Source organism: Nonomuraea roseoviolacea subsp. carminata (genome assembly GCF_024172185.1).
Lineage (GTDB): Bacteria > Actinomycetota > Actinomycetes > Streptosporangiales > Streptosporangiaceae > Nonomuraea > Nonomuraea roseoviolacea.
Window position 1 is genome coordinate 1,520,234 of sequence record NZ_JAMZEC010000001.1, and the last position, 23,384, is coordinate 1,543,617.

Here is a 23,384-nt window from a genome sequence, read left to right on the forward strand (position 1 = left end):
CACCGCGCCGCACCGAGCACCACCTGGAGATCCGTTGAACCCCGAGCTGTTCCTGGCCGACCTGGAGGCCAAGCCCGCCGCCCTGGAGGCGCTGGCCGGCGACCCGGCCGCCGCCGACCCGTTCGAGGGCCTGCCGCCGGGCGTCGAGCGGGTGCTGTTCCTCGGCATGGGCAGCTCCCGGTACGCCGCCGGAGTGGCCGCCCTCCGGCTGCGCGCCGTGGGAATCGACGCCTACGCCGACTACGCCTCCGCCGCCGCCACGTACCCCGCGAACCCCGGCACGCTCGTCGTCCCGATCTCGGCCACGGGCGGCAGCCGCGAGACCCTGGACGCGCTCGCCCGCTACGCCGGCACGAAGGCGTTCGTCCTGGCCCTCACCAACGCCCCCGGGTCCGCCGTCACCGAGGGCGCCGACCTGGTGGTGCCGATGCGGGCGGGCGAAGAGCGCGGCGGCGTCTCGTGCCGCACGTTCCAGCACACGCTCGCGCTCCTGCTGGCCCTGGAGTCCCGGCTCACGGGCACGGCCCGCGACCTCCCGGCCCTGCTGCGGCGGACCGCCGAGGCCACGGCCGACCTGCTGGAGCGCAGGAAGGAGTGGCTGCCCACGGCGCTGGAACTGCTGGACGGGCCGCACGGCGTCTACACCGTCGCGCCGGCCGAGCGGCTCTCGTCGGCGGAGCAGTCGGCGCTCATGGTCCGCGAGGGCCCGCGCCGCCAGGCCGACGCCTGCGAGACGGGCGACTGGGCGCACGTGGACGTGTACCTGACCAAGACCCTCGACTACCGCGCGCTGATGTTCCCCGGGTCCCGCTACGACGAGCAGGCCATGGACTGGGTGCGGCAGCGCGGCTCGACGGTGCTCGCGGTGGGCGGCGACGTGCCCGGGGCGGCGGCGTCGATCCGCTACCTGCACGACGACGACCCCGAGGTGGCGCTGCTGACGGAGACGCTGGTGGCCGAGCTGGTCGCCGCCCACTGGTGGGCCGCCGCCGCCCCGTCGGCGGCGTCCTGACCGTACGGTGTACCGTACGAGGTGTGACGACCGAGTACTTCGGCAAGGGCGACCCCGCCCGCAGCCTCGCACTGCTCTGGCGCACCAGCGAGCGGGCCAGCCGCAAGGGCAAGCCCGACCTGAGCGTCGACCGGATCGTGCGCGCCGCCATCGAGGTGGCCGACGCCGAGGGGCTCCAGGCGCTGTCCATGCGCCGCGTGGCCGAGCGCCTCGGCGTCGGCACCATGTCGCTCTACACGTACGTGCCGGGAAAGCCGGAGCTGTTCGACGTCATGCTCGACACCGTGTACGGCGAGACGGACCGCTCCGATGACGTGCCCGGCGGGTGGCGGGGGCGGCTCGAGCACGTCGCCCGCGAGAACTGGGCCCTCTACCTGCGCCACCCCTGGCTGTCCCAGGTGGCGGCCAGCCGCCCGGTGCTCGGGCCCCACGGCACCGCCAAGTACGACTACGAGCTGCGCGCCGTGGACGGCATCGGCCTGACCGACGTCGAGATGGACGCGGTCGTCACGCTGGTGGCCGGGTTCGTCCACGGCACGGCCCGGGGCGCGGTGGAGGCGTCGCAGGCCGAGCGCGAGACCGGCATGACGGACGAGCAGTGGTGGGCGGCGCACGCCCCGTTCCTCAGCCGCATCGCCGACGTGAGCCGCTTCCCGACGGCCACCCGGGTCGGTGAGGCGGCGGGCGAGGCCATGGGCACGGCCTACAGCGCGGAGCGCGCCTTCGAGTTCGGCCTCCAACGCCTGCTGGACGGCATCGAGGCCCTGATCACCCGCCGCACCACCACCTGACCCCAAGACCTCGGCGCGCCGACCCGTTCCCCCGACCCGCCCCTCCCGAAGACCTCAACCCGCCGGCCCCTCCCCCGACGCGTCCCTGCGAATGACCCCAGCGCAACGCGGCGGGAGCGGCAGCGGCCGACGGGAGGACGACCCCCTCCCCAAAGACCTCAGCGCAACGCGGAGGGGGCAGTGGCGGCCGACAGCACGACGCCGTCCTGCTCTCCCAACCCACCCCTCCCCAAAAGACCTCAGCGCAACGCGGAGGGAGCGGTGGCGGCCGACAGGAGGGTGCCGTCCTGTTCTCCGGTCGGTGGGCGGGTCCAGGTGAGCCCCGGCCCCCCGGAAACCACCGCGTGCGACACGACGGCGCGCAGCAACGCGTCGACGGGCGCGCCCGGCTGCTCCTCGCGCGCCTCCCGGTAGCGGTCGAGCACGCGGGCCAGGTCGATCATGACGGTGTTCTCGCCCTCCCCGGCGGAGGGACGTACCGTGATCAGCAGGACCCCCGTCTCCTCCTCGGCCTTCCAGGCGGTGACGCCCGCCGAGGGCGGGGAGCAGACGATCTCCTGGACGGCCTCGGCGAAGTGCCACCGGTCCATGCCGTCGACCATCCCGTCCAGCCAGGCGGGGCGCAGGTGGAGCACGCCCGGCCCCTCCGCCGCGCCGCGCCCGGCCACCAGCTCGCGGACCGTGCCCTCCGGGTCGTGCAGGGCCGCCTCGCCGCGGGCGGCGAAGCCCTCGGCCAGCAGCGGCAGGGAGATCGCGCGCGGCGGGTCCGGGGTGACGACCGCGGACTGGGAGAGCTCCAGGAGCACGGCGTCGCCCTCGTCGTGAAAGGCCCGCAGGCCCTCCGTGAACGCGATCGCGGCCTCCGGGTCGAGGACCGGGCCCCACGCGTGCTCAGGCGCGTTCTGCGGGCCTCGCGCGGCCCTTCCGGCGGCGGGCCGGTCGCGGCGCAGCCACCACGCGAGCGCGGCGGCCACCGCGACGGCCGACACGGCGAGCGCGATCCACACCATGCGGTCCACTCCCCCCATCGGAGCCCCCTGGGCTCCTCGTCCGACAGGGCCTAGCAGCGTAGTGGTGATCGCGACCGCCCCACCTCCTATTTCCCGAAATGTCGCATAACAGTCGGGAAAGTTGGTGTAGCGGAGGTGGAGGGTGGTTTGTCCGGTTAGGAGACCGGGGCCGCGCGGAGCCGTACGACGTGCTCGACCAGCGAGATCAGCGTCGCCTTCACCGACTCGCGGTTGCGCGCGTCCGTGCGGACGATCGGCACGTGCGCCGGCAGCGCCAGCGCCTCGCGCACCTCGTCCTCGGAGTGGAGGAACTGCCCGTCCCAGCCGTTGACGCCGACGACGAACGGCAGCTTCGCCTCCTCGAAGTAGTCGATGGCCGGGAAGCTGTCGGCCAGCCGGCGCGTGTCGAGGAGCACGACGGCGCCGATGGCGCCCCGCACGAGGTCGTCCCACATGAACCAGAACCGGTGCTGTCCGGGGGTGCCGAACAGGTACAGGATCAGGTCGCGGTCGAGCGACAGGCGGCCGAAGTCCATGGCCACGGTCGTCGTCTGCTTGTTGGGCGTCATGCCGAGGTCGTCGATGCCCGCGGACGCGTCGGTCATCACCGCTTCCGTGGTCAGCGGAAGGATCTCTGACACCGCCCCCACGAACGTCGTCTTGCCGACGCCGAACCCGCCCGCGACGACGATCTTCGTCGACGTGAGGCCGGGGCTAGAGCCTGCGAAGTCCACTGAGCACCCTTTCGAGCATGTTGAGGTCTGGCTGTCCCTGGCTGAGGCGCGGCTGGTGCAGGCGGACAAGCCCTTCATCGGACATGTCCGCCACGAGCACCCTCGCCACGCCCAGCGGGACCCGGAGGAGGGCCGAGATCTCGGCGACCGACCGGAACGTTCGGCAGAGCTGCATGATGGCCTCCTGCTCGGGAGTCAGCAAGGCCATCTCGTCGTCCGGTATGGACATGGACGAGATCAGCGTCTCCATCGCAAGGTGGTAACGCGGCTCCGAACGGCCGCCGGTCACCGCGTACGGACGGAACAGGGGCTCGTCGTCCCCCGTGCCGTCAGTGCCGTACACGGCCCTCTCCCATGAGTGTCATCGCCTCACCGTGTCCTGGCGGCCTGGAGCTCGGCGCGCAGGGCCGGCGTCAGCGCCTGGCCGGCCCGGTCGACGAGCAGCGTCATCTGGTAGGCCACCAGACCCATGTCGCAGTCGGGCGCGGCCAGCACGGTGATCACCGAGCCGTCGCTGATCGCCATGACGATGAGCAGGCCGCGCTGCATCTCGACGACCGTCTGCGTCACGGAGCCGCCCTCGAACACGCGGGACGCGCCCACCGTGAGGCTCAGCAGGCCGGCGGAGACCGCGGCGAGCTGGTCGGCCCGGTCGGGCGGGAAGCCCTCGGAGCTCGCCAGGCAGAGACCATCGGCCGAGACGACGACCGCGTGGGCGACACCGGGGGTGTTGCGCACGAAGTCCGTGATCAGCCAGTCGAACCGATGCGCCTCGTGGCTCAGCGTTGTCACGCGTCCTCCCTGGAAAGACGCTCGCTCACTCTTGTTCCTCCTGTTCGCGTACTTCCGCCCGTCCCCTTCGCACTCCCTGCTGGAAGCTGGCCATCCGGCTGCGCATCCGGTCAGCCGAGACCGGCGGCACCGGCGCCTGCCGCTGCTGCCGCTGGGGCTGCGCGGCCTGCGTACCGGCCGTACCCGGGACCAGGTTGGCCTTGGGGGTGCGTTTGGGCAACCCGGCGGCGGTGATGCCGCCGAGGCTGGGGTCGCTGGCCGCGGCCGCCGCACGCCATCCGGCGTCCGCGGCCGTTCGCCACGCTTCCTCCCCAGAGACTACGGCTTGCGATGGGTTGTGCTCATCTCGGCCGGGCGCCGGCGACGCCTGCTCCCCGAGCGGACGGCGGAACCAGGCCGACTCCACCGACGCGAAGATCGGCAGGTACTCCTCCTGGTCCTTGTCCATCGGGGAGACGTCCACCGAGGGCGGAGCCTCCGGTCTGCGCACGTCAGCGGTGCTGTAACCCGAGGCGGGCGGCGGCGTCTGGAACGCGCCATTACCACTTGCCGGGGCCGGGAAGCCCTCGCGGCTGGGGAAGCCCTCACGGCTCGGGAACTCGTCACGACTGGGGAAGGCGTCGCGGCTCGGGAAGGCGTCCCTGCGCGGCAGGGCCTCGCGCCGGGGCGGGTTCTCCCTGCGCGGCGGACCTTCGACGCCCGGGGCCGACGGGAAGCCGCCCGTCGCCTCCTGGCCGGGATAGGACGGGAAGCCGCCCGGCCCCTCGGGGCTCGGGTACGACGGGAAGCCGCCGGGCGCGTCCTGGCCGGGGTGGGACGGGTAGCCGCCGGGCGCGTCCGGGCTCGGGTACGACGGGAAGCCGCCGGTGTCGTACGAGGGCTGGCGCAGCGCGCCGCCGTCGGTGTCGGCGGTGAACGGGACGCCGGGGCGGCCGGTGCCGCTGTCCGGGGTGCCGTTGCCGGAGGTGCCGTAGGCGTCGAGGCTGCCGAACGAGCGGAAGGTGCCGTTCTGCGCCGGTGTGCCCTGCCGGCCGCCGTTCGCGCCGGGACCGCCCACGCCGCTGCCCGCCAGCGCGGGACCGCCGAGACCGGGCCCACCGAGACCGGGCCCGCCGACGCCGGGAGTGGTCAGGCCGGAGCCGCCGAAACCGGGGCCGCGCGGCGCGGAGGCGGAGGCGGAGGCCGCCGGTTCGCCGCCGAAGGCGGGACGCTGCGGCAGCGGCTGCTGGGTGCCGTCGGGGATGAGCGCCGGCGGCAGCAGCACCATGGCGATCAGGCCGTTGCCGTCGCCCTTGCGGAGCTGGACGCGGATGCCGTGGCGCAGGGCCAGGCGGCCGACCACGAACAGGCCCATGCGCCGGGAGACCGACACGTCCACGACGGGCGGCTCGGCGAGGCGGCGGTTGGCCTCGGCCAGCTCCTCCTCGGTCATGCTGATGCCGGCGTCGGTCACCGACAGCAGGGCGCCGCCGCCCTCGATGAGGCTGCTGGTCACGGAGACCTGGGCGTTGCTCGGGGAGAACTGCAGGGCGTTCTCGACCAGCTCGGCGACGAGGTGGACGAGGTCGTTGGCGGCGCTGCCGACCACCGCGGTGGCGCGGTGGACCTTCACCTGGACGCGCTCGTACCCCTCGACCTCGGAGAGCGCGGCGCGCACGACGTCCACGAGCTTGGCCGGCTGGCTGCGCCGCCGGGAGGGCTCGTGGCCGGCGAGGACCAGCAGGTTCTCGGAGTTGCGGCGCATGCGGGTGGCCAGGTGGTCGAGCTTGAACAGGTCGGCGAGGCGGGCGCCGTCCTGCTCGCCCTTCTCCAGGCCGTCGATGAGCGAGATCTGCCGCTCGACCAGCGTCTGGGTGCGGCGCGAGAGGTTGACGAACATCGAGCTGATGTTGCCGCGCAGCTCGGCCTCCTCGCCCGCCAGCCGGACGGCCTGCCGGTGGACCTGGTCGAACGCCTTGGCCACCTCGCCGATCTCGTCGTTGCCCTCGACGCCGATCGGCCGCACCTCGGGCACCACGTCGCCGTTCAGGCGGAGCTTGCGGACGACGTCCGGCAGGCGGAAGCCGGCGACCTCCAGGGCCTCGGTGCGCAGGCGGCGCAGCGGGGTGACCATGGAGCGGGCGATGGCGACGGTGAGCAGCGCCACGAGCAGCAGCAGCGCGAGGATCAGGACACCGGCGATGACCGCGTTGCGGATCTCGGCGTCACGCAGCTCGGTGCCGCGCAGGGCCACCTTCTTGCTGATGTCCTCCTCCACCGAGTGGAGGGCGTCGATCGTGGCGGCGTTGTCGTTGAACCACTGGTCGGTGGGCGAGACCTTGCGGTCGGTGGAGGCGAGCAGGTTCTGCCGGATGCGGACGCCGGGCGCCTTGCCGCTGGCCAGCGTGACGGCGCGGGACTTGATCAGCTCGGTGTTGTAGTACTCGGGCCGGGTCAGCGCCTTCTGGAGCTGGATGGCGACCTGCGGGCCGGCCTCCTGGCCGACGGTGGCCATGTCGGAGCGCTGGGCCGCGTTGGAGGCGATGAAGCGCTCGACCTCCTTGGAGTCCATGCTGCCCGGCTGGTAGAAGCCCTTGATGAGCTGGACCCGCTGGCGGGAGACCTCCTCCTTGGCGCGGGCGAGCGCGCTCAGGGCGCGGAACTGGCCGATGATCTGCGAGTCGTCGCTGAGCAGGCTCAGCTCGTCGTGCAGGCGCAGCAGCGTGTCGAGCAGGGTGTTGTAGCGGGTGGTGTCGCGCTGGCCCTCGGCGCGGGTCCGGACGAGCTGCCTGATGTCGAGGCGGGCCCGCCGGACGACGTCGAGCACGCGCACGCCGTACGAGTCGTCCATGGCGTCCATGTCGGCCGTCACGGTGGAGACGAGCTTGTCGACGGCGGCCTTGCGCTCGGCGTACGGCTTGGCCAGCTTCTTGCGCTGGGCGCCGGAGACGGCCATCCAGCCGCCCGTGTCGCGCTCCATGCCCAGGGCCTGGACCAGGTCGCGGATGTGTCCCGCGTCCTCGGCGGCCCGGATGGTGCGCTCGTAGTCGTTGATGCTCTGGATCGACCCGACCACGCGGGCGCCCCCCAGCGCCACGCAGACGACGGTGGGAACGAGGATGAGGGCGGTCAGACGCCATCTCACGCGCCAGTTGCGCAGTCCGATCCGGGGCGACAGGGATCGCCTGTCGCGCGCCCGTCCGGCGGCCTGGCCGCTGTCGGAGTTCCCCGTAGTCACTGCTTCCGCTACCCCTCAATCAATCCCGTGGTCCACGGGCTCTAGGACGTCCACAAGGTATCCGCAGCGTGAGACTAAATACGCAAATCGGATGCAATCGTTACATATGTGACCCGTCCGTCGTGAGTGGTCTAGCGCAGTGCCGCCAGCACCAGATCACGGACCTGGCCTCGCTGCGCGTCGTCACTAAGAGGACGTCCGGCGCGATCGACCACGTAGAAGACGTCCACCGCCTCCGCGCCGAGAGTCTCCACGCGAGCAGCTCTCACGTCAAGACCGCACTCCCCGAACGCCCGTCCGATGCGCCACAGGAGTCCCGGCCTGTCATGGGCCCTGACTTCGACCACCGTGGCGGTCGCCGAGGCGTCGTCCACCAAGGTCACACGGGGTGGAGCCACCGGAACGCGAGCCGCCCTCACATACCGGTTCCGACGGGCCAGCCGTTGCTCGATGTCAAGACGGCCTGCAAGGACGAGCCGCAGGTCGGCTTCCAGCGTCGCGGGATCGGGCGGCGAGCCGTACTCCGGGACGACCGAGAACTCGATCACGGCCGTGGACCCCGCGGAGGCCGCCGACGCCGACCGGACGATCATCCGGTGCGCGGCGAGCACGCCCGCGGCGCTCCACAGCAGCCCGACCCGGTCGGGGGCGACCACGGTGACCGCTCCCCCGTTGACGCGCACGGCGCCGCCTCCGTGGCGGGCCAGGGCGGCCTGCTCGGACGACAGGGAGGGCGCCCTGGGCGGCGGCGAGCCCGACAGGACGGAACGGACGCGGCGCACCAGATCGGCGACCAGGCCGGCCTTCCAGGCGTTCCAGGCGGCCGGCCCGGTGGCGTGGCCGTCGGCGACCGCGAGGGCCGCCAGCAGGTCCAGCACCTCCCGGGAGCCGACCGTGCCCGCGACCTTCTCGATCGTCACGGGGTCGTCGAGGTCGCGCCGGGTCGCCGTCTCGGGCAGCAGGAGATGGTGGCGCACCACCGTGGCCAGGATCTCCCCGTCCGCGGGCGGCAGGCCGATGCGGGCGGCGATGTCGCGCACCACGACCTCGCCCGTCGCCGAGTGGTCGCCGGGCCAGCCCTTGCCGATGTCGTGCAGCAGCGCCGCGATCAGCAGCAGGTCGGGCCGCGACACCTCACGCGTGTGACTGGCGGCGTTCGCCGCGGCCTCGATGAGGTGCCGGTCGACGGTGAAGCGGTGGATGGGGTTGCGCTGGGGCCGGTGCCGCACCCTTTCCCAGTCAGGAAGAATCTTGACAAGGATGCCGGCCTGGTCGAGCTCCTCCCAGACGGGCACGGCCGCGCGGCCGGCACCGAGGATCGACACCAGCGCGCCGCGGGCCTCGTCCGGCCACGGCACCGGCAGCGGAGGCGACTGAGCTGCGAGGACGGACATCGTCGCGGGCGCCAGCGGCAGGCCCGAGTCGGCCGCCGCGGCGGCGGCGCGCAGCACCAGCAGCGGGTCCTTGCGGGGGTCGGCGCCGCGGGCCAGCACCACCTCGCCGCCGTGCTCGACGACGCCGTCGGCCAGCGGCCGACGGCCGCGAGGGGCCGGTCCTGACACGAGCCTGTCAACCGTGCGCCAGGTGACGTCGAACGCGTGGGAGATCGTCCGGCCCGCCTCCGCGAGCCGGCGCATCAGCGTCTCGGCGTCGAGCAGGCCGAGCAGCCCGGCGACGGCCTCCTGCTCCTGCAGCACGAGCCGGTCGGCTCCCCGGGCGGTGACGACGTGCAGCGCGTGCCGCACGTCCAGGATGAACTCGTACGCCTCACGGGCCCGCGGCCCCGGCGCCGAGGCCACCCAGGCCGCGGCCACGGCCTGCATGGCCTGCAGGTCGCGCAGGCCGCCGCGGCCGTCCTTGAGGTCGGGTTCGAGGCGGAAGGCGACCTCGCCGCTGGTCTGGGCCCGCTTGTCGGCCGCCTCGCGCAGCTCGCCGAGCCGGCGCCGGGAGTCGGCGCGCCACTCGGCCAGCACCGCCTCCCTGGCCTTGCGCGTCAGCTCCGGGTCTCCGGCCACGTGCCGGGCCTGGATGAGGCCGAGGACCGCCTTCAGGTCGTCGCGGGCGACCGCGACGGCCTCCTCGACGGTGCGCACCGAGTGGTCGAGGCCGACGCCGGAGTCCCAGACGGGGTACCAGACGCGGTCGGCGATTCTGCCGACGTCGTCGCGGCCCGCGTGCAGCAGCACCAGGTCGAGGTCGCTGCCCGGGGCCAGTTCGCCGCGTCCCAGACTGCCGACGGCGACCAGGGAGACGCCGTCGCCGTCGCTCGCCGTGCGGAAGAGGTCCTTCAGCCAGCGGTCCGTGTCCGCGGCCCGCTCCTTGCGCGCCGCGGCGTACGAGCGAGCTTCTCCCCTCAAGACGTCCCCTCTTCGGGCTCCGTCCGGACGCCCTCGTCTCGCTTGCCGATCTGCCGGGGCATGCCGATCCGCCGTGACATGCCCGTCCGTCCTGACCTTGCCGGTGTGCCGTGCCGCTTGCCGGTGTGCCGTGGCGCTCGCCGGTGTGCCGTGGCGCTCGCCGGTGTGCCGTGGCGCTCGCCGGTGTGCCGTGGCGCTCGCCGGTGTGCCGTGGCGCTCGCCGGTGTGCCGTGGCGCCTGGCGGTCCGGCGCGGATGTGCGCGTCCGCGCGTCCGCGCCGGACCGGCGCTCGCGCCTACAGGGCGTCGGGGCCGCGCTCGCCGGTGCGGACGCGGATGACCGTGTCCACGGGCACCGACCAGACCTTGCCGTCGCCGATCTTCCCGGTCTGGGCCGCCTTGACGATGACGTCGATCACGTCGTCGGCGTCGTCCTCGTCCGCCAGCACCTCCAGCCGGACCTTCGGCACCAGGTCCACCTGGTACTCGGCGCCCCGGTAGACCTCGGTGTGGCCGCGCTGCCGGCCGTAGCCGCTGGCCTCGCTGACCGTCATGCCCTTGATGCCGAACTGCTCCAGGGCGGCCTTCACGTCATCGAGCTTGAAGGGCTTGATGACCGCGGTGATGAGTCTCATGCGTCCACCTTCTTAGGCGCCGGGGTGACGGCGGGCCCGTTGGGGGATGCCACGCCGGAGGCGTGGACGGTGCCGAGGTCGTACCCGGTCTCGGCGTGGGTGGTGATGTCGATACCGGTGACCTCTTCCTCGGCCGACACCCGGAAGCCCATCACCTTGTCGATGATCTTGCCGACGACCCAGGTGACGACGAAGGAGTAGCCGCCGATCGCGACCGGGCCGAGCACCTGGAGGCCGAGCTGGGTCAGGCCCCCGCCGTAGAACAGGCCCTTGTTCTGCTGCTCCAGGAAGGGGTACGCGGCCAGGAAGCCGAGGGAGACGGCACCGATGACGCCGCCCACCAGGTGGACGCCGACCACGTCGAGGGAGTCGTCGAAGTCGAGCTTGTACTTCAGGCCGACGGCGTAGGCGCAGACCGCGCCGGCGATCAGGCCGATGAGCATCGCGGCCCAGGGGTCCACGAAGCCGCAGGCGGGGGTGATGGCGACCAGGCCGGCGACCGCGCCGGAGGCGACGCCGAGGCTGGTGGCGTGGCCGTCGCGCATCTTCTCGACGACCAGCCAGGCGCCGGCCGCGACGGCGGTGGCGATCTGGGTGTTCATGAACGCCAGGCCGGCCGTGCCGTCCACCGCCAGCTCGGAGCCGGCGTTGAAGCCGAACCAGCCGAACCACAGCAGACCGGCGCCGAGCAGCACCAGCGTGAGGTTGTGCGGGCGCATCGGCTCCTTGCGCCAGCCCTTGCGCTTGCCGAGGACGAGCGCGAGGGCGAGCGCGGCGGCGCCGGCGTTGATGTGGACGACCGTGCCGCCGGCGAAGTCCTCGATCCCGAGGGTGTTCAGCCAGCCGGTGCCCCAGACCCAGTGGGCGACCGGGAAGTACACGATCGTCGCCCAGATGAAGCTGAACAGCACCCAGGCGCCGAACTTCGCGCGGTCCGCGATCGCGCCGCTGATCAGGGCGACCGTGATGATGGCGAACGTCAGCTGGAAGGCCGAGAAGACCAGGCTGGGCATGCCCGTGCCGTCGTCCTTGGTGGCCGTGTGGACGAGGCTCTGGAGGCCGACGTGGTCGAGACCGCCGACGAACTGGTTCAGCCACGACATGGAATTGTCGCTGAACGCCAGCGAGTGCCCGTAGAGCACCCAGGCGATCGTCACGGTGATGATGGCCGCGAACGACATCATCATCATGTTCAGGACGCTCTTGGCCCTGGTCATGCCCCCGTAGAAGAACGCGAGGCCCGGAGTCATCAGCAGCACCAGCGCGGTGGCCGTGAGCATCCAGGCAGTCGTGCCGCTGTCGATCTTCACGACGCGACCCTCCTTACATATGACGTGTGGCCACAGCGTGTTCGTCCGCGGTTTCATGGCTCGACCAGGCGTGTTTCACATTCGTGAATCTCGCCTCAGTGGTGTTTCGCGGTTGTTTCGGGCTTTTCACACCCCACGTTCCGGATGTGCCGGGCACTACACTTAGGGTTGCCTTACCTAAACGATCAAGGAACCCACATGCGTCTCCGCCTGGCCGCCGCGGCCCTGCTCCCCCTGCTCGCCCTCACCGCCTGCGGCGCCTCCACCCCATCCCAGGACTCCGGTCCGACCCGGACGGTCAAGCACGCCATGGGCGAGACGAAGGTCCCGGCGGAGCCGAAGCGGGTCGTGGTGCTCGACACCGACAAGCTCGACACGATGGTGTCGCTCGGCCTGACGCCGGTGGGCGCGGCGCAGGCGGCCGAGAGCCAGGCGTGGCCGAAGTACCTGGGCTCCGCCCTGGCGGCCACCAAGCCCGTGGGCACGCTCCAGCAGCTCAACCTCGAAGCCATCATGGCACTCAAGCCCGACCTGATCCTCGGCACCAAGTTCCGCCAGGCCGCCTTCTACGACAAGCTCAGCAAGATCGCGCCCACGGTGTTCACCGAGAAGGTCGGCGTCACCTGGAAGCAGAACTTCCTGCTCGACGCCGAGGCCCTGGGCAGGAAGGAGCGGGCCGCCGAGCTGCTGTCGGCCTACGAGGCGCGGGCCAAGCAGGTCGGCGCCAAGTTCACCGCGCTGAAGGTGAGCATCGTCCGCTTCATGCCGACGGAGATCCGCATGTACGGTCCCGAGTCGTTCAGCGGCATCGTCGTCGGCGACGCGGGCATCCCGCGGCCCGAGACGCAGATGCTGGCCGGCCAGGCCGACAAGCGCTTCGGCAAGCTCAGCCAGGAGAACATCGCCCAGGCCGACGCCGACGCCGTCTTCTACAGCGCGTACGGCGAGGCCGCGGCCAAGAGCCAGGCGGCGGTGACCGGCGGGCCGCTGTGGAAGAACCTCGCGGCCGTCAAGGCGGGGCACGCCTACAACGTGGACGACGAGATCTGGATGCTGGGCATCGGGGTCACGGCCGCCGGCAAGATCCTCGACGACCTCGACAGCCACCTGACCCCGCTCGTCTGAGCGTTCCCCGGGTCCCGCGTCAGGGAACGCGCAGCCGCACCGGGTCGCCCTTCGCGACCCGGCCGGGGCGCAGCACGCGGGCGTACGCGCCCGCGCACGGCTGGGGCGCCATGCCGAGCGCGGACACCTGGTTGTGCCGGGCCGGGACGCGCAGGGCGTCCACGTCCCGGGGAAGCACGCCGTGGGCGAGCGTCGGCACGGCGCACCGGGGCGTGGGGGCGATGACCGCCAGCACCACCTCATCACCGACGAGCAGCTCGGCCCCCACCCAGCCGTTCTCCACGAACCCGCCCGGCACCGCCGCCCCGGACCCGTCCAACGCCACGGACCCACCGAGCGCCGCCGCCACGGACCCATCCGACGCCACGGGCCCGCCCAACCCCGCCGCCCCGGGCCCGCCCAACCCCGCCGCCCCGGGCCCGCCCAACGCCGCCGCCCCGGGCCCGTCCGGCGCCGGTTCGATCACCAGGTTCGGGCGGTAGCGGTCGGCCTCGACCGTGCCGCGCGGGCCGAGCGCGCCGATCCGGGCGAGGGTCGAGGCCGCGATCAGGTGGACGGGCGCGAAGTCGAGGAACGTCCCGGGAGCCGCGCCGCCGAGCCGCCCCACCGTGTGGCCGACCTCGGCCTCGACGCCCCGCTCCAGCACCTCCTCCGGCACCGACCGCTCCAGCTCGGCCCCCTCGGGCGGTGACTCCACGAGCCGCACCCGGCGTCCGAGCAGCGCCGACAGCTCGGCGTCGCCCGGCGGGCGGGTGCCGTCGAGGGTGAGCAGCGCGCGCCAGAGGCGGGGGCTCTTCGCGCTGGCGATCCGGCCGGTGGCCACGTCCAGCACGGCCCGGCGCCGGTCGCCGCGGAGCCCGCGTTCGCCGAGCTCGGCGGCGTCGAGGTCCTCGCCCAGCATCGACTTGACCGGGTAGCGGCGCAGCCGCCCCACCGTGCCCAGCAGCTCACTCACGCGAAGATCCTCCTACGAACGTCGGGTGCGCAGCTTCTGGCGGTTGCCGCAGCGGCTCATCGAGCACCAGCGGCGGGCGCCCGGGCGCGAGGTGTCGAGGAAGATCAGGTGGCAGTTGACCCCCGCGCACATGCGCACCCGCCCGGCCCGCGGGCCGCTGAACAGGTCGATCGCGTCCCGGGCCACGGCCGACAGGAACTGCGAGCCCGTTACCGGGTACGCCCAGCCGCGTTCCCGGCCCGCCCCGATCACCGGCACGGGCGGCGGCGCGGAGGCGGCGGCGTTCAGCACGCGCAGGTCGTCCTCGGTTCCCCCGGCCGCATCCCGGCCGAGGGCCCGGTCCGCGGGCGGGTCCTCGATCGGGGCCGGGACCCCCGGGACGCCCTCGGCCCCGGCGGAGCGCACGGCCAGCCGCCAGATCGCGGCCCGCAGCCGCCGGGCCGCCGTCAGGTCGCCCGGCCCCACGGTGACCGGCCCCTCGATCCCGAGCCGCGTCAGGGGCGCCCACGCCGCCAGGTCGGCGGGCTCGCGCAGCAGCTCCCACGGCTCCACGGCCCCGCTGAGCAGGAACTCCAGGCACAGCGTGCCCGCGTCGAACCTGAACCGCTGCCCGTCCCCGCCCGTCAGCAGCATCCCGCTTGCGTCTTCCACCCGGACACTGTAACACTTGACACCACTTAAACCGGTGTCACCCGAAGGAGATCCCATGGACGAGCTGATCGCGCTGACGGAGAAGGCGTGGGAGGCCAACCGGAACGGCGACGCCGCCTTCTACGACCGCTTCCTCACCGACGACGTCTTCAGCGTCTCCCCCTGGGGCGTGGTGACCGACCGCGCCGCCATCCTCAAGGGCTTCGCCGAGAACCAGAACCCGTACACGCGGACCGACCAGTCCGACCACAAGGTGGTCATGCTGACCGAGGACAGTGCGATCCACACCAGCACCGTCGAGATCGACATGCTCGTGGGCGGCACCACCGAGCGGACCATGCGCGTCTACGCGACGACCTCCCTGGTGCGCCGGGACGGCGAGTGGAAGGCCGCCCACTTCCAGATCACCCCCGCCCCCGAGCGTTGACCGGCCCTCCGTCGCGATCGCACGCGCCCGAGCGCTGAGCCGGCCCGCCGCGATCGCCCGCGCGCGAGCGCTGAGCCGGCCCGCCGCGATCGCCCGCGCGCGAGCGCTCAGGCGCCCGCGTTCGCGCGCTCGGCCGCCCAGAAGACCCGCAGGTGGGGCACCAGCTCGGCGGCCCGCTCCTCGGGGAAGAACAGCCGCCCGCCCTCGATCTCCACGACCTTCCTGACCCCGGGGATCGTGTCGCGCAGCCATCGCGCCCACCGCGTCTCGAAGAACACGTCGCCCGTGCCCCACACCACGAGCGCGGGCACGGTCAGCAGGGTGAGCGCCGGCTCGATGGCGATCATGTCCTTGGCGTCGATCGAGGTCAGCAGCCGTTCGAACGCCTCGCCGCCGCCCGGCTTGCCGAGGATGGGCCGCAGGTACGCATCGACGACCGCCGCCGGGTCGTCGACGCGCTCGTAGCTCTGGCCGTACGCGGTGGCCGACAGCAGCTCCGGCCGTTCGAGCACGGCCCCCATGAGCCCGGCCAGCTCCCCGCGCTCGGCCAGCTCGACCGTCGGCCGGAACGCCGGGGGCGGCGTGTCGTCGTGCACGTCGCAGTTGGTCAGCGTGAGCGTGCGCACCCGGGCGGGGTGGCGGACGGCGAGCTGCTGGGCGACGGCGCCGCCCGTGTCGTTGGCGACCAGGTCGACCGGGCCGAGCCCCAGCTCGGCGCAGAACTCCTCGATCGCGTCCGCGAGGGCCGGCAACGACAGGTCCTCGCGCGGATCGCTGCCGCCGTGCACGGGCAGGTCGGGGGCGACGCAGCGGCGCTCGCCGCGCAGCTCGGCGACGACGTGCCGCCACAGGTGCGAGCTGGTGCCCACCCCGTGCAGGAACAGCGCCACGGGCCCTTCGCCCTCGTCCACGTACGTCAGCCCGGCGACCTTGGCCATGGCGTCCTCCACTCCCCCGGGCTCTCGGAACCCGCGAAACAGACCGACTGTCGGTCTGGAAACTAACCGACCGAGAGTCGGTATGTCTAGAGTGGGGACATGAGTCTCAGGGCAGAGCGCGGCGCCGCCACGCGCGAGAAGGTGGTCGCCATCGCCCGCCGCCTGTTCGCCGAGCACGGCTACGAGGGCACCTCGATCGAGGCCGTGCTGCACGAGTCGGGCCTGAGCCGGGGCGCGCTCTACCACCACTACGCGGGCAAGGACGCGCTGTTCGAGGCGGTGCTGGAGGCCGTGGAGGCGGAGGTGGGCCGGGCGATCCGCGCCTCGGTGCGGGGCGTCGAGGACCCCCGCCGGGCCCTGGTGACGGGCTGCCTGGAGTGGATGCGGCTGGCGGGCGACCCGGTGGTGCGCCGCATCGTGCTGATCGACGCGCCCTCGGTGCTCGGCTGGGAGCGCTGGCGGGCCATGGAGGAGAAGTACGCGTTCGGCATGCTGAAGGCGGCGTTGCAGGCGGCGAAGGCGGTGCCGGAGGAGTTCGCCGACCTGCACGCGCACATGCTGCTGGCCGCCATCAACGAGAGCGCGCTGCTGGTGGCGCGCGGCGGCGGCCCCGAGGCGGCCGAGGCCGCCCTGGAGGACTTCCTCCGCCGCGTCCTCGGCCCCACGCCCTGAGGGCGAGCCCGCGGACACGCCCGAGAACAGGCGCACGGACACGCCCGAGAACAGGCGCACGGGCACGCGCGAGAACAGACTCACTGACACGGGCGAGAACACCCTCACGGGCACGCGCGAGAACACCCTCACGGACAGGCCCGGGAACGGGCCTCAGGACAGGACCGCGAGAGGGCCGAGGAGGCGGCGGCGGGTCAGGCGGCGGCGGTGGCCATGCGGCGCAGCCGCGCCAGCGCGTCGCGCTCGATGCGGCGGGCGCGGTCGCGGCCGATACCGTAGCGCTCGCCCACCTCGGTCAGCGTGTGCTCGCGCCCGTCGACCAGCCCGTAGCGCCAGCGCAGCATGTCGCGCGTGTCGCCCTCCAGGCCGGTCAGCCACTCGTCGAGCCGCTCGCGCTCCAGGATGTCGATGGCCTGCTGCTCCGGGTCGGCCCAGGTCTCGTCGGCGATCATGTCGCCCAGCTCGGTCTCGTCCTCGTCACCCACGCCGAGCTGGAGCGACACCGGGTCGGAGGCCCAGCGGCGCAGCTCGCGCACCCGCTCGATCGGCAGCTCCAGGATCTCGGCGAGGTCGTCGTCGGTCGGCTCGACGTCGAACTCGGCCAGCATGTCGCGCCGCACCCGCATCAGCCGGGTCATCTGCTCGCCGGCGTGCGTGGGCAGCCGCACCGGCCGCGCCTGCTCGTGGATGGCCCGCCCTACCGACTGCCGGATCCACCACGTGGCGTACGTCGAGAACTTGTAGCCCCGCTTGTAGTCGAACTTCTCCACCGCCCGGACCAACCCCAGGTTGCCCTCCTGGACCAGGTCGATCAGCGGCATGCCCCGCCCCGAGTACTTCCGGGCCACCGCGACGACCAGCCGCAGGTTGGCCTGGATGAACTCGTCCTTCGCCCGCCGGCCGGACACCGCCAGGCGCTCCAGCTCCTCGTCGCCCGCGTCCCCGATCCGCGGCTCCGAGCCTCCGCTGTCGAGCAGCTGCTCGGCGAAGAGGCCCGCCTCGATGCGCTTGGCGAGCTCGACCTCCTCCTCCGCCGTGAGCAGCGGGACCCGGCCGATCTCGGCCAGATAGGTCCCCAGCAGATCGCGCTCGGCGACGTGCTGCTCCTGCGTGCGACTCCCCGTAGGCCTTGCCATCCCCAGGCACCTCGTTCCGCAGCTGCGTGTATAACCCGGCAACGTCCGGCGAGATGCAAAGATTCCCTAAAGGGGTACGACCAGCGGACGGTTCTGGACGTCCTCCTCAAGGAGGAGACCGGCCTGGAAGACCTGGTGAACGAGGGGGACGCCGGGCCGGTAGGCGAGGTGTACGTACGAGGGCGCGTCGAGGACCACGAGATCGGCGCGGGCCCCCGGACGCAGCCAGCCTACGTCCGTGCGGCGCAGCGCGCGCGCCCCGCCGTACGTGGCCGCCCGCACCGCCTCCAGCGGCGTCATCCCCATCTCCCGCACGGCCAGCGCGACGCAGAACGGCATGGAGGAGGTGAACGACGAGCCGGGGTTGCAGTCGGTGGCCAGGGCGACGGTCACGCCGGCGTCGATGAGCCGCCGCGCGTCGGGGTACGGCGAGCGGGTGGAGAACTCCGCCCCGGGCAGGAGCGTCGCCACCGTGCTGGAGGAGGCGAGCGCGTCCACGTCGGCGGCGGTCAGGTGGGTGCAGTGGTCGGCCGAGGCCGCCCCCAGCTCGCAGGCGATCAGCACGCCGGGGCCGGGGCCGAGCTGGGCGGCGTGCACCCGTGGCTGGAGCCCGGCGGCGATCCCGGCCCGCAGGATCTCCCGCGTCTGGTCGCCGTCGAAGGCCCCCCGCTCGCAGAAGACGTCCACCCACTTCGCGTACGGCGCGCAGGCCGCCAGCATCTCCCCCGTGACCAGCCGCACGTAGTCGTCGGCCGACGTGCCGGAGGGCACCACGTGCGCCCCGAGGAACGTCGTCTCGTCGGTCAGCCCGGTGGCGATCTCCAGCGAGCGCCGCTCGTCCTCGACGCTCAGGCCGTAGCCGCTCTTGATCTCGACCGTGGTGGTGCCCTGGGCGAGCATCTCGGCCACCAGGGCGGCGGCGTGGGTGGCCAGCTCGGCGTCGCCGGCCCGCCGGGTGGCCTCGACCGTGGACCTGATGCCGCCCGCGGAGTACGGGCGGCCGGACATGCGGGCCTCGAACTCGGCGGTCCGGTCGCCGGCGAAGACGAGGTGCGCGTGGCTGTCCACGAACCCCGGCACGACGCACCGGCCCCCGGCGTCCACACGCCGGTCGGCCTGGGGCGCCTCGGCCGCGGGCCCCACCCAGGCGACGCGGCCGTCCTCGGCGACGAGCGCCGCGTTCCGGATCTCCTCGCGCTCCGGGTCGGCCGTGTAGAGCAGCCCGATCCCGTCGATCAGCGTCGCCGTCATGGCGTCCCTCTCCTCACGTTCCCATCCGTCATCGCAGTCGTCCGATCGCCTCGGCCAGCATGGCGCCGACGTCGCCCAGGACGTGCCGGCCGTCGCTCACCACGCGGCGGCCCCCCGAGATCACCGAGTGGACGTCGGCCGCCGTCGCCGCGTACACCACCCCCTCAGGCGTCGCCCCCGCGCCCGCCGTGCGGACCGTGTCGAGGCGCACCGACACCAGGTCGGCCCACGCGCCCGGGACCAGCATGCCCGCGTCCGGGAACCCGAGCGAGGTGTGGCCCGCGGCCGTGGCGGCGGTCAGCAGCTCGGCGGCCCGCCAGTGGCCGCGCCGGTGGCTGGCCAGCCGCTCGTCCAGCTCGACGCCCCGCGCCTCCTCGAACAGGTCGATCACGGCGTGGCTGTCGGAGCCGAGCGTGATCGGGGCGCCCCGCTCGAACAGGGCACGGGCGGGGCCGATGCCGTCGGCGAGGTCGCGCTCGGTGGTGGGGCACATGCAGACGTGGGTGCCGGAACGGCCGAGCAGCTCGACGTCCACCTCGGTCAGGTGGGTGGCGTGGACGGCGGTGGAGCGGGGGCCGAGCGCGCCGTGCTCGTGCAGGATCCGCACGGGGGTGGCGGCGTACATCTCGACGCACGCCGTGTTCTCGGCGACCTGCTCGGAGACGTGGGCGTGCAGCGGCGCGGCGTGCCGGTGGGAGAACTCGGCCACCACGGGCACGTGCTCCGGCGGCACCGCGCGCACCGAGTGGACGGCCGCCCCGATCTCCACGTCGGGCCGCCCCTCGTAGGCGGCGGCCAGGGCCTCCGCCCGGACCGCCCACCGCTCGGAGTCGCCGTCGCCGAAGCGGATCTGCGCGCCCGCCAGCGGTTCGCCGAAGCCGCCCGTCAGGTAGCAGGCGTCGAGCAGCGCGATCCGCAGCCCCGCCTCGCGGGCCGCCTCGACCAGTGCGTGGCCCATGACGTTGGGGTCGTCGTACGGCCGCCCGTCCGGCCCGTGGTGCAGGTAGTGGAACTCGCCGACGCAGGTGATCCCGGCCAGGGCCATCTCGGCGTAGACGGCGCGGGCCAGCGCGAGGTAGCCGTCGGGGTCGAGGCGGGCCGCGACCCCGTACATCTGCTCGCGCCAGGTCCAGAAGTCGCCCCGGCCCGTCTGGGTGACGCCGCGCAGCGCCCGGTGGAAGGCGTGCGAGTGAGCGTTGGCCAGGCCCGGGACGGTGAGCCCGGGAAGCCGTTCGGCCCCCGCGGGCTCGCCACGGGTCACCCGGGCGATCCGCTCGCCGTCGATCTCCACGAGCACGCCGTCGGCGACTCCCTCGGGCAGCCAGGCGTGCTCGCACCAGTACGTCAGCGGCACAGGTCCTCCAGGACGCTCGCGAGCGCGGTCACCCCGGCCGCGCAGTCGGCGGGGTCGGCGTGCTCCTCGGGCGAGTGGGACACACCTGTGGGATTGCGGACGAACAGCATCGCGGTGGGCACGCCGGCCGCCGCGAGGATCCCGGCGTCGTGCCCGGCCCCGGTCGGGAGCACCGGCACGGGCGCCCCCTCGGCCCGCGCGATGCCGCGGGTCTCTCCGGGTGTGCCTTCGGCCCGCGCGAGGCCGCGGGTCTCTCCGGGTGTGCCTTCGGTCCCCGCGAGGCCGGGGTCCTCTCCGTACGCCCCCTCCGGGTCGTCGAGGGCGCGGCCGGCGACGGCGGCCAGGTGGTCGCGCAGCCCCGCCTCGAAGTCCACGACCGGGGTCCACGACTCCTCCGCCGCCTCCACCCCGGCGCCTTCCGCGAGCTCGGCCACCAGCGCCCGCACCTCCGCCTCGGCGGGCCCGCGGGCGTCGAGCCAGGCCGACACCAGGCCGGGCACGGCGTTGGTGTTGCCCGGCGAGATCCGGGCCCGGCCCACGGTCGCGACCACGCCGTGCCGGACCGCCGCCTCGCGGGCCGCGAGCACCATGCGGGCGAACGGCAGCATCGGGTCGTCGCGGTCCTCCAGCCGGGTGGTGCCCGCGTGGTCGGCCCGGCCGCGGAAGTCGAAGCGCCAGCGGCCGTGCGGCCAGATCGCGCTGGCGACGCCGACCGGGCTGCCCGTGGCGGCCAGCCCGCGGCCCTGCTCGACGTGGAGCTCCACGAACGTGCCGACCATGGCCAGCGTCTCGTCGTCCTTGCCCAGGTCGCCCGGCCGGCGGCCGGCCCGGGTGAGGACGTCGGCGAGCGTGTCGCCGGCGTCGTCGGTCAGCCCGAGCGCCCGGTCGGGGGCGAGCGCACCGGTCAGCAGCCGCGACCCGACGCACGGCACGCCGAACCGGGCGCCCTCCTCGTCGGTGAAGCAGGCCACGCCCAGCGGCCTGGCGGGCCGCACGCCGCGCCGCCGCAGCAGGTCGAGGGCCGCGAACGCGGACACCACGCCGAGCGGCCCGTCGAAGGCGCCGCCCTGCCGCACGGAGTCGAGGTGGCTGCCCGTGACGACCCCCGGCTCGCGCGACGGGTCGCCCCACCACGCCCACAGGTTGCCGTTGCGGTCCTCGCGCAGGTCGAGCCCGAGCCGATCGGCCTCGCCCCTGAACCACTCGCGCAGTTCGAGGTCGGCGGCCGACCAGGCGTCCCTGACGTAACCGTTGGTGGAGGGGTCGTGTCCGATGCGCGCGAGGTCGTCAAGCATGGTGCCACTGTAGTGAATGAAGCCATTCAGTGGGGCGGCGGGTGATCGGACGGCGCGATCAGTTGACCGGGCCCCCGCTGGGACGCAGGGTGATCTCGGTGAGGTGGGCGTCGGGGCCGGCGTTGACGGCGGCCAGCACGGCGCGGGCGACGGTGTCGGCGCGCAGGTAGCGGTCCGGCTCGTACGCGCCGCCCTCCTGCTCGCGCACGCCGCGCTGCATGTCGGTGTCGACGCGGCCCGGGTAGACGGTCGTCACCCGCAGCTCCGGCTCCTCCAGGCGCAGCGCGTCGGCGAAGGCCCGCAGGGCGAACTTGCTGGCCGCGTACGCCCCCCAGTTGGGGTTGGCGCGCTGCCCCGCGCCCGAGTTGACGCAGACCACGTGCCCGCGGGCGGCGCGCAACGCGGGCAGCAGCAGGCGGGTCAGCTCGGCCACGGCCACGACGTTGATCTCCATCGTGCGCCGCCAGGTGTCGGCGGTCAGCTCCGCGACGTGCCCGAGCAGGGCGACGCCGGCGCTGTGGACGAGCAGGTCGAGCCGCTCCACGCCGGCGACGTCGGCGGGGCCGACCTCGGTCAGCTCGACGGGCCACGGCCGGGCGTCGGGCAGCTCGCCGGCCAGCTTGCCGAGGGCCTCGGTGTCGCGGCCGCCGAGCAGGACGTGGTGCGTGGGCGCCAGCGCCCGGGCGACGGCCTCGCCCACTCCCCGGGAGGCGCCGGTGACCAGCGCCGTCGGTCGTTCGGTCATGCGCAGCAGTTTACGACCTTGGTTCGAACACACCCTCGGCACGTCGCGCGACAAGCACTCGCCTGCCGGGGAGCCGTCCTCCCGGTCAGGCGGGATCGCCCTGGACGAACGTCCCGGTCTCGTCGGTCATCCGCTCGTACTCCTCCAGCCGAGCCTGGGTGCGCAGCGGCGCCGCGTCGGCCATGGCCTCCACCAGGGCCATGGCCAGGGCCAGCGGCGCGGCGTGTGAGTCGAACACCAGCCGGTCGCCCACGGGGGCGTCCAGCACGATCTCGGCGGGGAAGCCCGGCTTGTCGGTGATGACCGCCGTGCGCAGACCGAGCTTGCCCGCGTACTCCAGGGCCTGGACCGCCTCCACGGGATAGCGCGGCAGCAGCACCGCCACCACCCACTCGGCCCCGGCCCGGCGGGCGGCGTGCAGGCCGTCGGCCAGCTCCGACCCGCCGTGCGTGAGCAGCCGCACGTCGGGGTGGATGCGGCGGGCGTAGTAGGCGAACGTGGTGGCCAGCCCCGACGAGACGCGCAGCCCCAGGACGACCAGCGGCTCGGTCGCGGCCAGCGCCTCCCCCGCCTCCTTGAGCGGCAGCGACGCCAGGCGCTCGCGCAGCAGGGTGAGGTTGCGGATCTCGTTGTCGAACGCGCCGCGCAGCAGGCTGTCCCGCGGCGCCTCGACCGGGCCGCCCATCACCATCGGCCGCAGCGCCTGCCGCAGCTCCGGATAGCCGGCGAAGCCCAGCACGACTGCGAACCTGGTCACCGACGGCTGGCTCACGCCCGCCCGCTCGGCCAGCTCGACGCTGGACAGGAAGATGGCCTCGTCGAGGTGCTCCGACAGGTAATGGGCGATCCTGCGCTGCACGGGCGACAGCCTCCGGCCGTTGAGCAGCGGCTCCATCGCGCCGTGATATCCACCCACCACGCCACCTCCAACGCCACGCGGGCCGCATTCTCATCCCTGGCACCACCGGCGGCCGTTCC

At 73.6% G+C, this 23,384-nt stretch carries 22 protein-coding genes; 5 read left to right on the plus strand and 17 right to left on the minus strand.

What is annotated here, in order from left to right; all coding sequences use genetic code 11:
* The first annotated feature begins 34 nt into the window (after window positions 1-34).
* Together HD595_RS06935 and HD595_RS06940 are read left to right on the plus strand one after the other, a co-directional pair.
* On the plus strand, window positions 35-1,012 hold the full coding sequence (locus HD595_RS06935; RefSeq protein WP_253766717.1) for an SIS domain-containing protein: 978 nt from the start codon (window positions 35-37) through the stop codon (window positions 1,010-1,012).
* A gap of 23 nt (window positions 1,013-1,035) precedes the next feature.
* Window positions 1,036-1,803 (plus strand): TetR/AcrR family transcriptional regulator, encoded by a 768-nt coding sequence (locus tag HD595_RS06940; RefSeq protein ID WP_253766719.1) that lies wholly within the window; start codon window positions 1,036-1,038, stop codon window positions 1,801-1,803.
* 239 nt (window positions 1,804-2,042) lie between these two features.
* Here the strand turns inward: HD595_RS06940 and HD595_RS06945 are convergent, their stop codons facing one another.
* The 8 genes from HD595_RS06945 to HD595_RS06980 form a co-directional block, all read right to left on the minus strand.
* Complete coding sequence (locus HD595_RS06945) at window positions 2,043-2,831, minus strand: hypothetical protein (protein ID WP_253766721.1); 789 nt, start codon at window positions 2,829-2,831, stop codon at window positions 2,043-2,045.
* A gap of 137 nt (window positions 2,832-2,968) precedes the next feature.
* Window positions 2,969-3,547, minus strand: a complete 579-nt coding sequence (locus HD595_RS06950) for a GTP-binding protein (RefSeq protein WP_175595571.1) — start codon at window positions 3,545-3,547, stop codon at window positions 2,969-2,971.
* Window positions 3,528-3,890: a DUF742 domain-containing protein gene (locus tag HD595_RS06955; RefSeq protein ID WP_175595572.1), complete on the minus strand. Its 363-nt coding sequence runs from the start codon at window positions 3,888-3,890 to the stop codon at window positions 3,528-3,530. Before HD595_RS06955 ends, HD595_RS06950 begins: the two co-directional genes overlap by 20 nt.
* Before the next feature lie 26 nt (window positions 3,891-3,916).
* Window positions 3,917-4,339 (minus strand): roadblock/LC7 domain-containing protein, encoded by a 423-nt coding sequence (locus HD595_RS06960; protein ID WP_175595573.1) that lies wholly within the window; start codon window positions 4,337-4,339, stop codon window positions 3,917-3,919.
* A gap of 25 nt (window positions 4,340-4,364) precedes the next feature.
* On the minus strand, window positions 4,365-7,463 hold the full coding sequence (locus HD595_RS06965) for a sensor histidine kinase (RefSeq protein WP_253766723.1): 3,099 nt from the start codon (window positions 7,461-7,463) through the stop codon (window positions 4,365-4,367).
* 224 nt (window positions 7,464-7,687) lie between these two features.
* Entirely contained in the window at window positions 7,688-9,913 is a 2,226-nt protein-coding gene (locus HD595_RS06970) for a [protein-PII] uridylyltransferase (protein WP_253766725.1), read from the minus strand.
* 295 nt (window positions 9,914-10,208) lie between these two features.
* Complete coding sequence (locus tag HD595_RS06975; protein ID WP_175595575.1) at window positions 10,209-10,547, minus strand: P-II family nitrogen regulator; 339 nt, start codon at window positions 10,545-10,547, stop codon at window positions 10,209-10,211.
* A complete protein-coding gene (locus tag HD595_RS06980) occupies window positions 10,544-11,857 on the minus strand; it encodes an ammonium transporter (RefSeq protein WP_253766727.1) in 1,314 nt (437 codons plus the stop codon). Before HD595_RS06980 ends, HD595_RS06975 begins: the two co-directional genes overlap by 4 nt.
* Before the next feature lie 198 nt (window positions 11,858-12,055).
* Between HD595_RS06980 and HD595_RS06985 the strand changes: the two genes are divergently transcribed.
* Window positions 12,056-12,982 carry an ABC transporter substrate-binding protein gene (locus HD595_RS06985; protein WP_253766729.1) on the plus strand — a complete coding sequence of 309 codons (927 nt, stop codon included), beginning with the start codon at window positions 12,056-12,058 and terminating at the stop codon, window positions 12,980-12,982.
* Window positions 12,983-13,001: 19 nt separating this feature from the next.
* Here the strand turns inward: HD595_RS06985 and HD595_RS06990 are convergent, their stop codons facing one another.
* Together HD595_RS06990 and HD595_RS06995 are read right to left on the minus strand one after the other, a co-directional pair.
* Window positions 13,002-13,937, minus strand: a complete 936-nt coding sequence (locus HD595_RS06990; protein ID WP_253766731.1) for an MOSC domain-containing protein — start codon at window positions 13,935-13,937, stop codon at window positions 13,002-13,004.
* 12 nt (window positions 13,938-13,949) lie between these two features.
* Window positions 13,950-14,588 (minus strand): CGNR zinc finger domain-containing protein, encoded by a 639-nt coding sequence (locus HD595_RS06995; protein ID WP_253766733.1) that lies wholly within the window; start codon window positions 14,586-14,588, stop codon window positions 13,950-13,952.
* Window positions 14,589-14,643: 55 nt separating this feature from the next.
* Between HD595_RS06995 and HD595_RS07000 the strand changes: the two genes are divergently transcribed.
* The gene (locus HD595_RS07000) at window positions 14,644-15,015 is read left to right on the plus strand and encodes a nuclear transport factor 2 family protein (protein WP_253766734.1); all 372 of its coding nucleotides are present in this window, start codon (window positions 14,644-14,646) and stop codon (window positions 15,013-15,015) included.
* Window positions 15,016-15,122: 107 nt separating this feature from the next.
* Here the strand turns inward: HD595_RS07000 and HD595_RS07005 are convergent, their stop codons facing one another.
* Entirely contained in the window at window positions 15,123-15,953 is an 831-nt protein-coding gene (locus HD595_RS07005; protein ID WP_253766736.1) for an alpha/beta fold hydrolase, read from the minus strand.
* 99 nt (window positions 15,954-16,052) lie between these two features.
* Between HD595_RS07005 and HD595_RS07010 the strand changes: the two genes are divergently transcribed.
* Complete coding sequence (locus HD595_RS07010; protein WP_253766738.1) at window positions 16,053-16,625, plus strand: TetR/AcrR family transcriptional regulator; 573 nt, start codon at window positions 16,053-16,055, stop codon at window positions 16,623-16,625.
* A gap of 194 nt (window positions 16,626-16,819) precedes the next feature.
* Here HD595_RS07010 and HD595_RS07015 read toward each other — a convergent pair whose 3' ends face one another.
* From HD595_RS07015 to HD595_RS07040, 6 genes are all read right to left on the minus strand, one after another.
* Window positions 16,820-17,761, minus strand: a complete 942-nt coding sequence (locus HD595_RS07015; protein WP_253766740.1) for a sigma-70 family RNA polymerase sigma factor — start codon at window positions 17,759-17,761, stop codon at window positions 16,820-16,822.
* Window positions 17,762-17,827: 66 nt separating this feature from the next.
* The gene (hutI, locus tag HD595_RS07020) at window positions 17,828-19,012 is read right to left on the minus strand and encodes an imidazolonepropionase (RefSeq protein ID WP_253766742.1); all 1,185 of its coding nucleotides are present in this window, start codon (window positions 19,010-19,012) and stop codon (window positions 17,828-17,830) included.
* Window positions 19,013-19,040: 28 nt separating this feature from the next.
* On the minus strand, window positions 19,041-20,366 hold the full coding sequence (locus tag HD595_RS07025; RefSeq protein WP_253766744.1) for a formimidoylglutamate deiminase: 1,326 nt from the start codon (window positions 20,364-20,366) through the stop codon (window positions 19,041-19,043).
* Entirely contained in the window at window positions 20,357-21,661 is a 1,305-nt protein-coding gene (locus HD595_RS07030) for an allantoate amidohydrolase (protein WP_253766746.1), read from the minus strand. Before HD595_RS07030 ends, HD595_RS07025 begins: the two co-directional genes overlap by 10 nt.
* 58 nt (window positions 21,662-21,719) lie before the next feature.
* Window positions 21,720-22,406, minus strand: coding sequence for an SDR family oxidoreductase (locus HD595_RS07035; RefSeq protein ID WP_253766748.1), 687 nt, complete (start codon window positions 22,404-22,406; stop codon window positions 21,720-21,722).
* An 85-nt stretch (window positions 22,407-22,491) separates the two neighbouring features.
* A complete protein-coding gene (locus HD595_RS07040) occupies window positions 22,492-23,325 on the minus strand; it encodes a MurR/RpiR family transcriptional regulator (protein WP_253766750.1) in 834 nt (277 codons plus the stop codon).
* Window positions 23,326-23,384 lie beyond the last annotated feature (59 nt).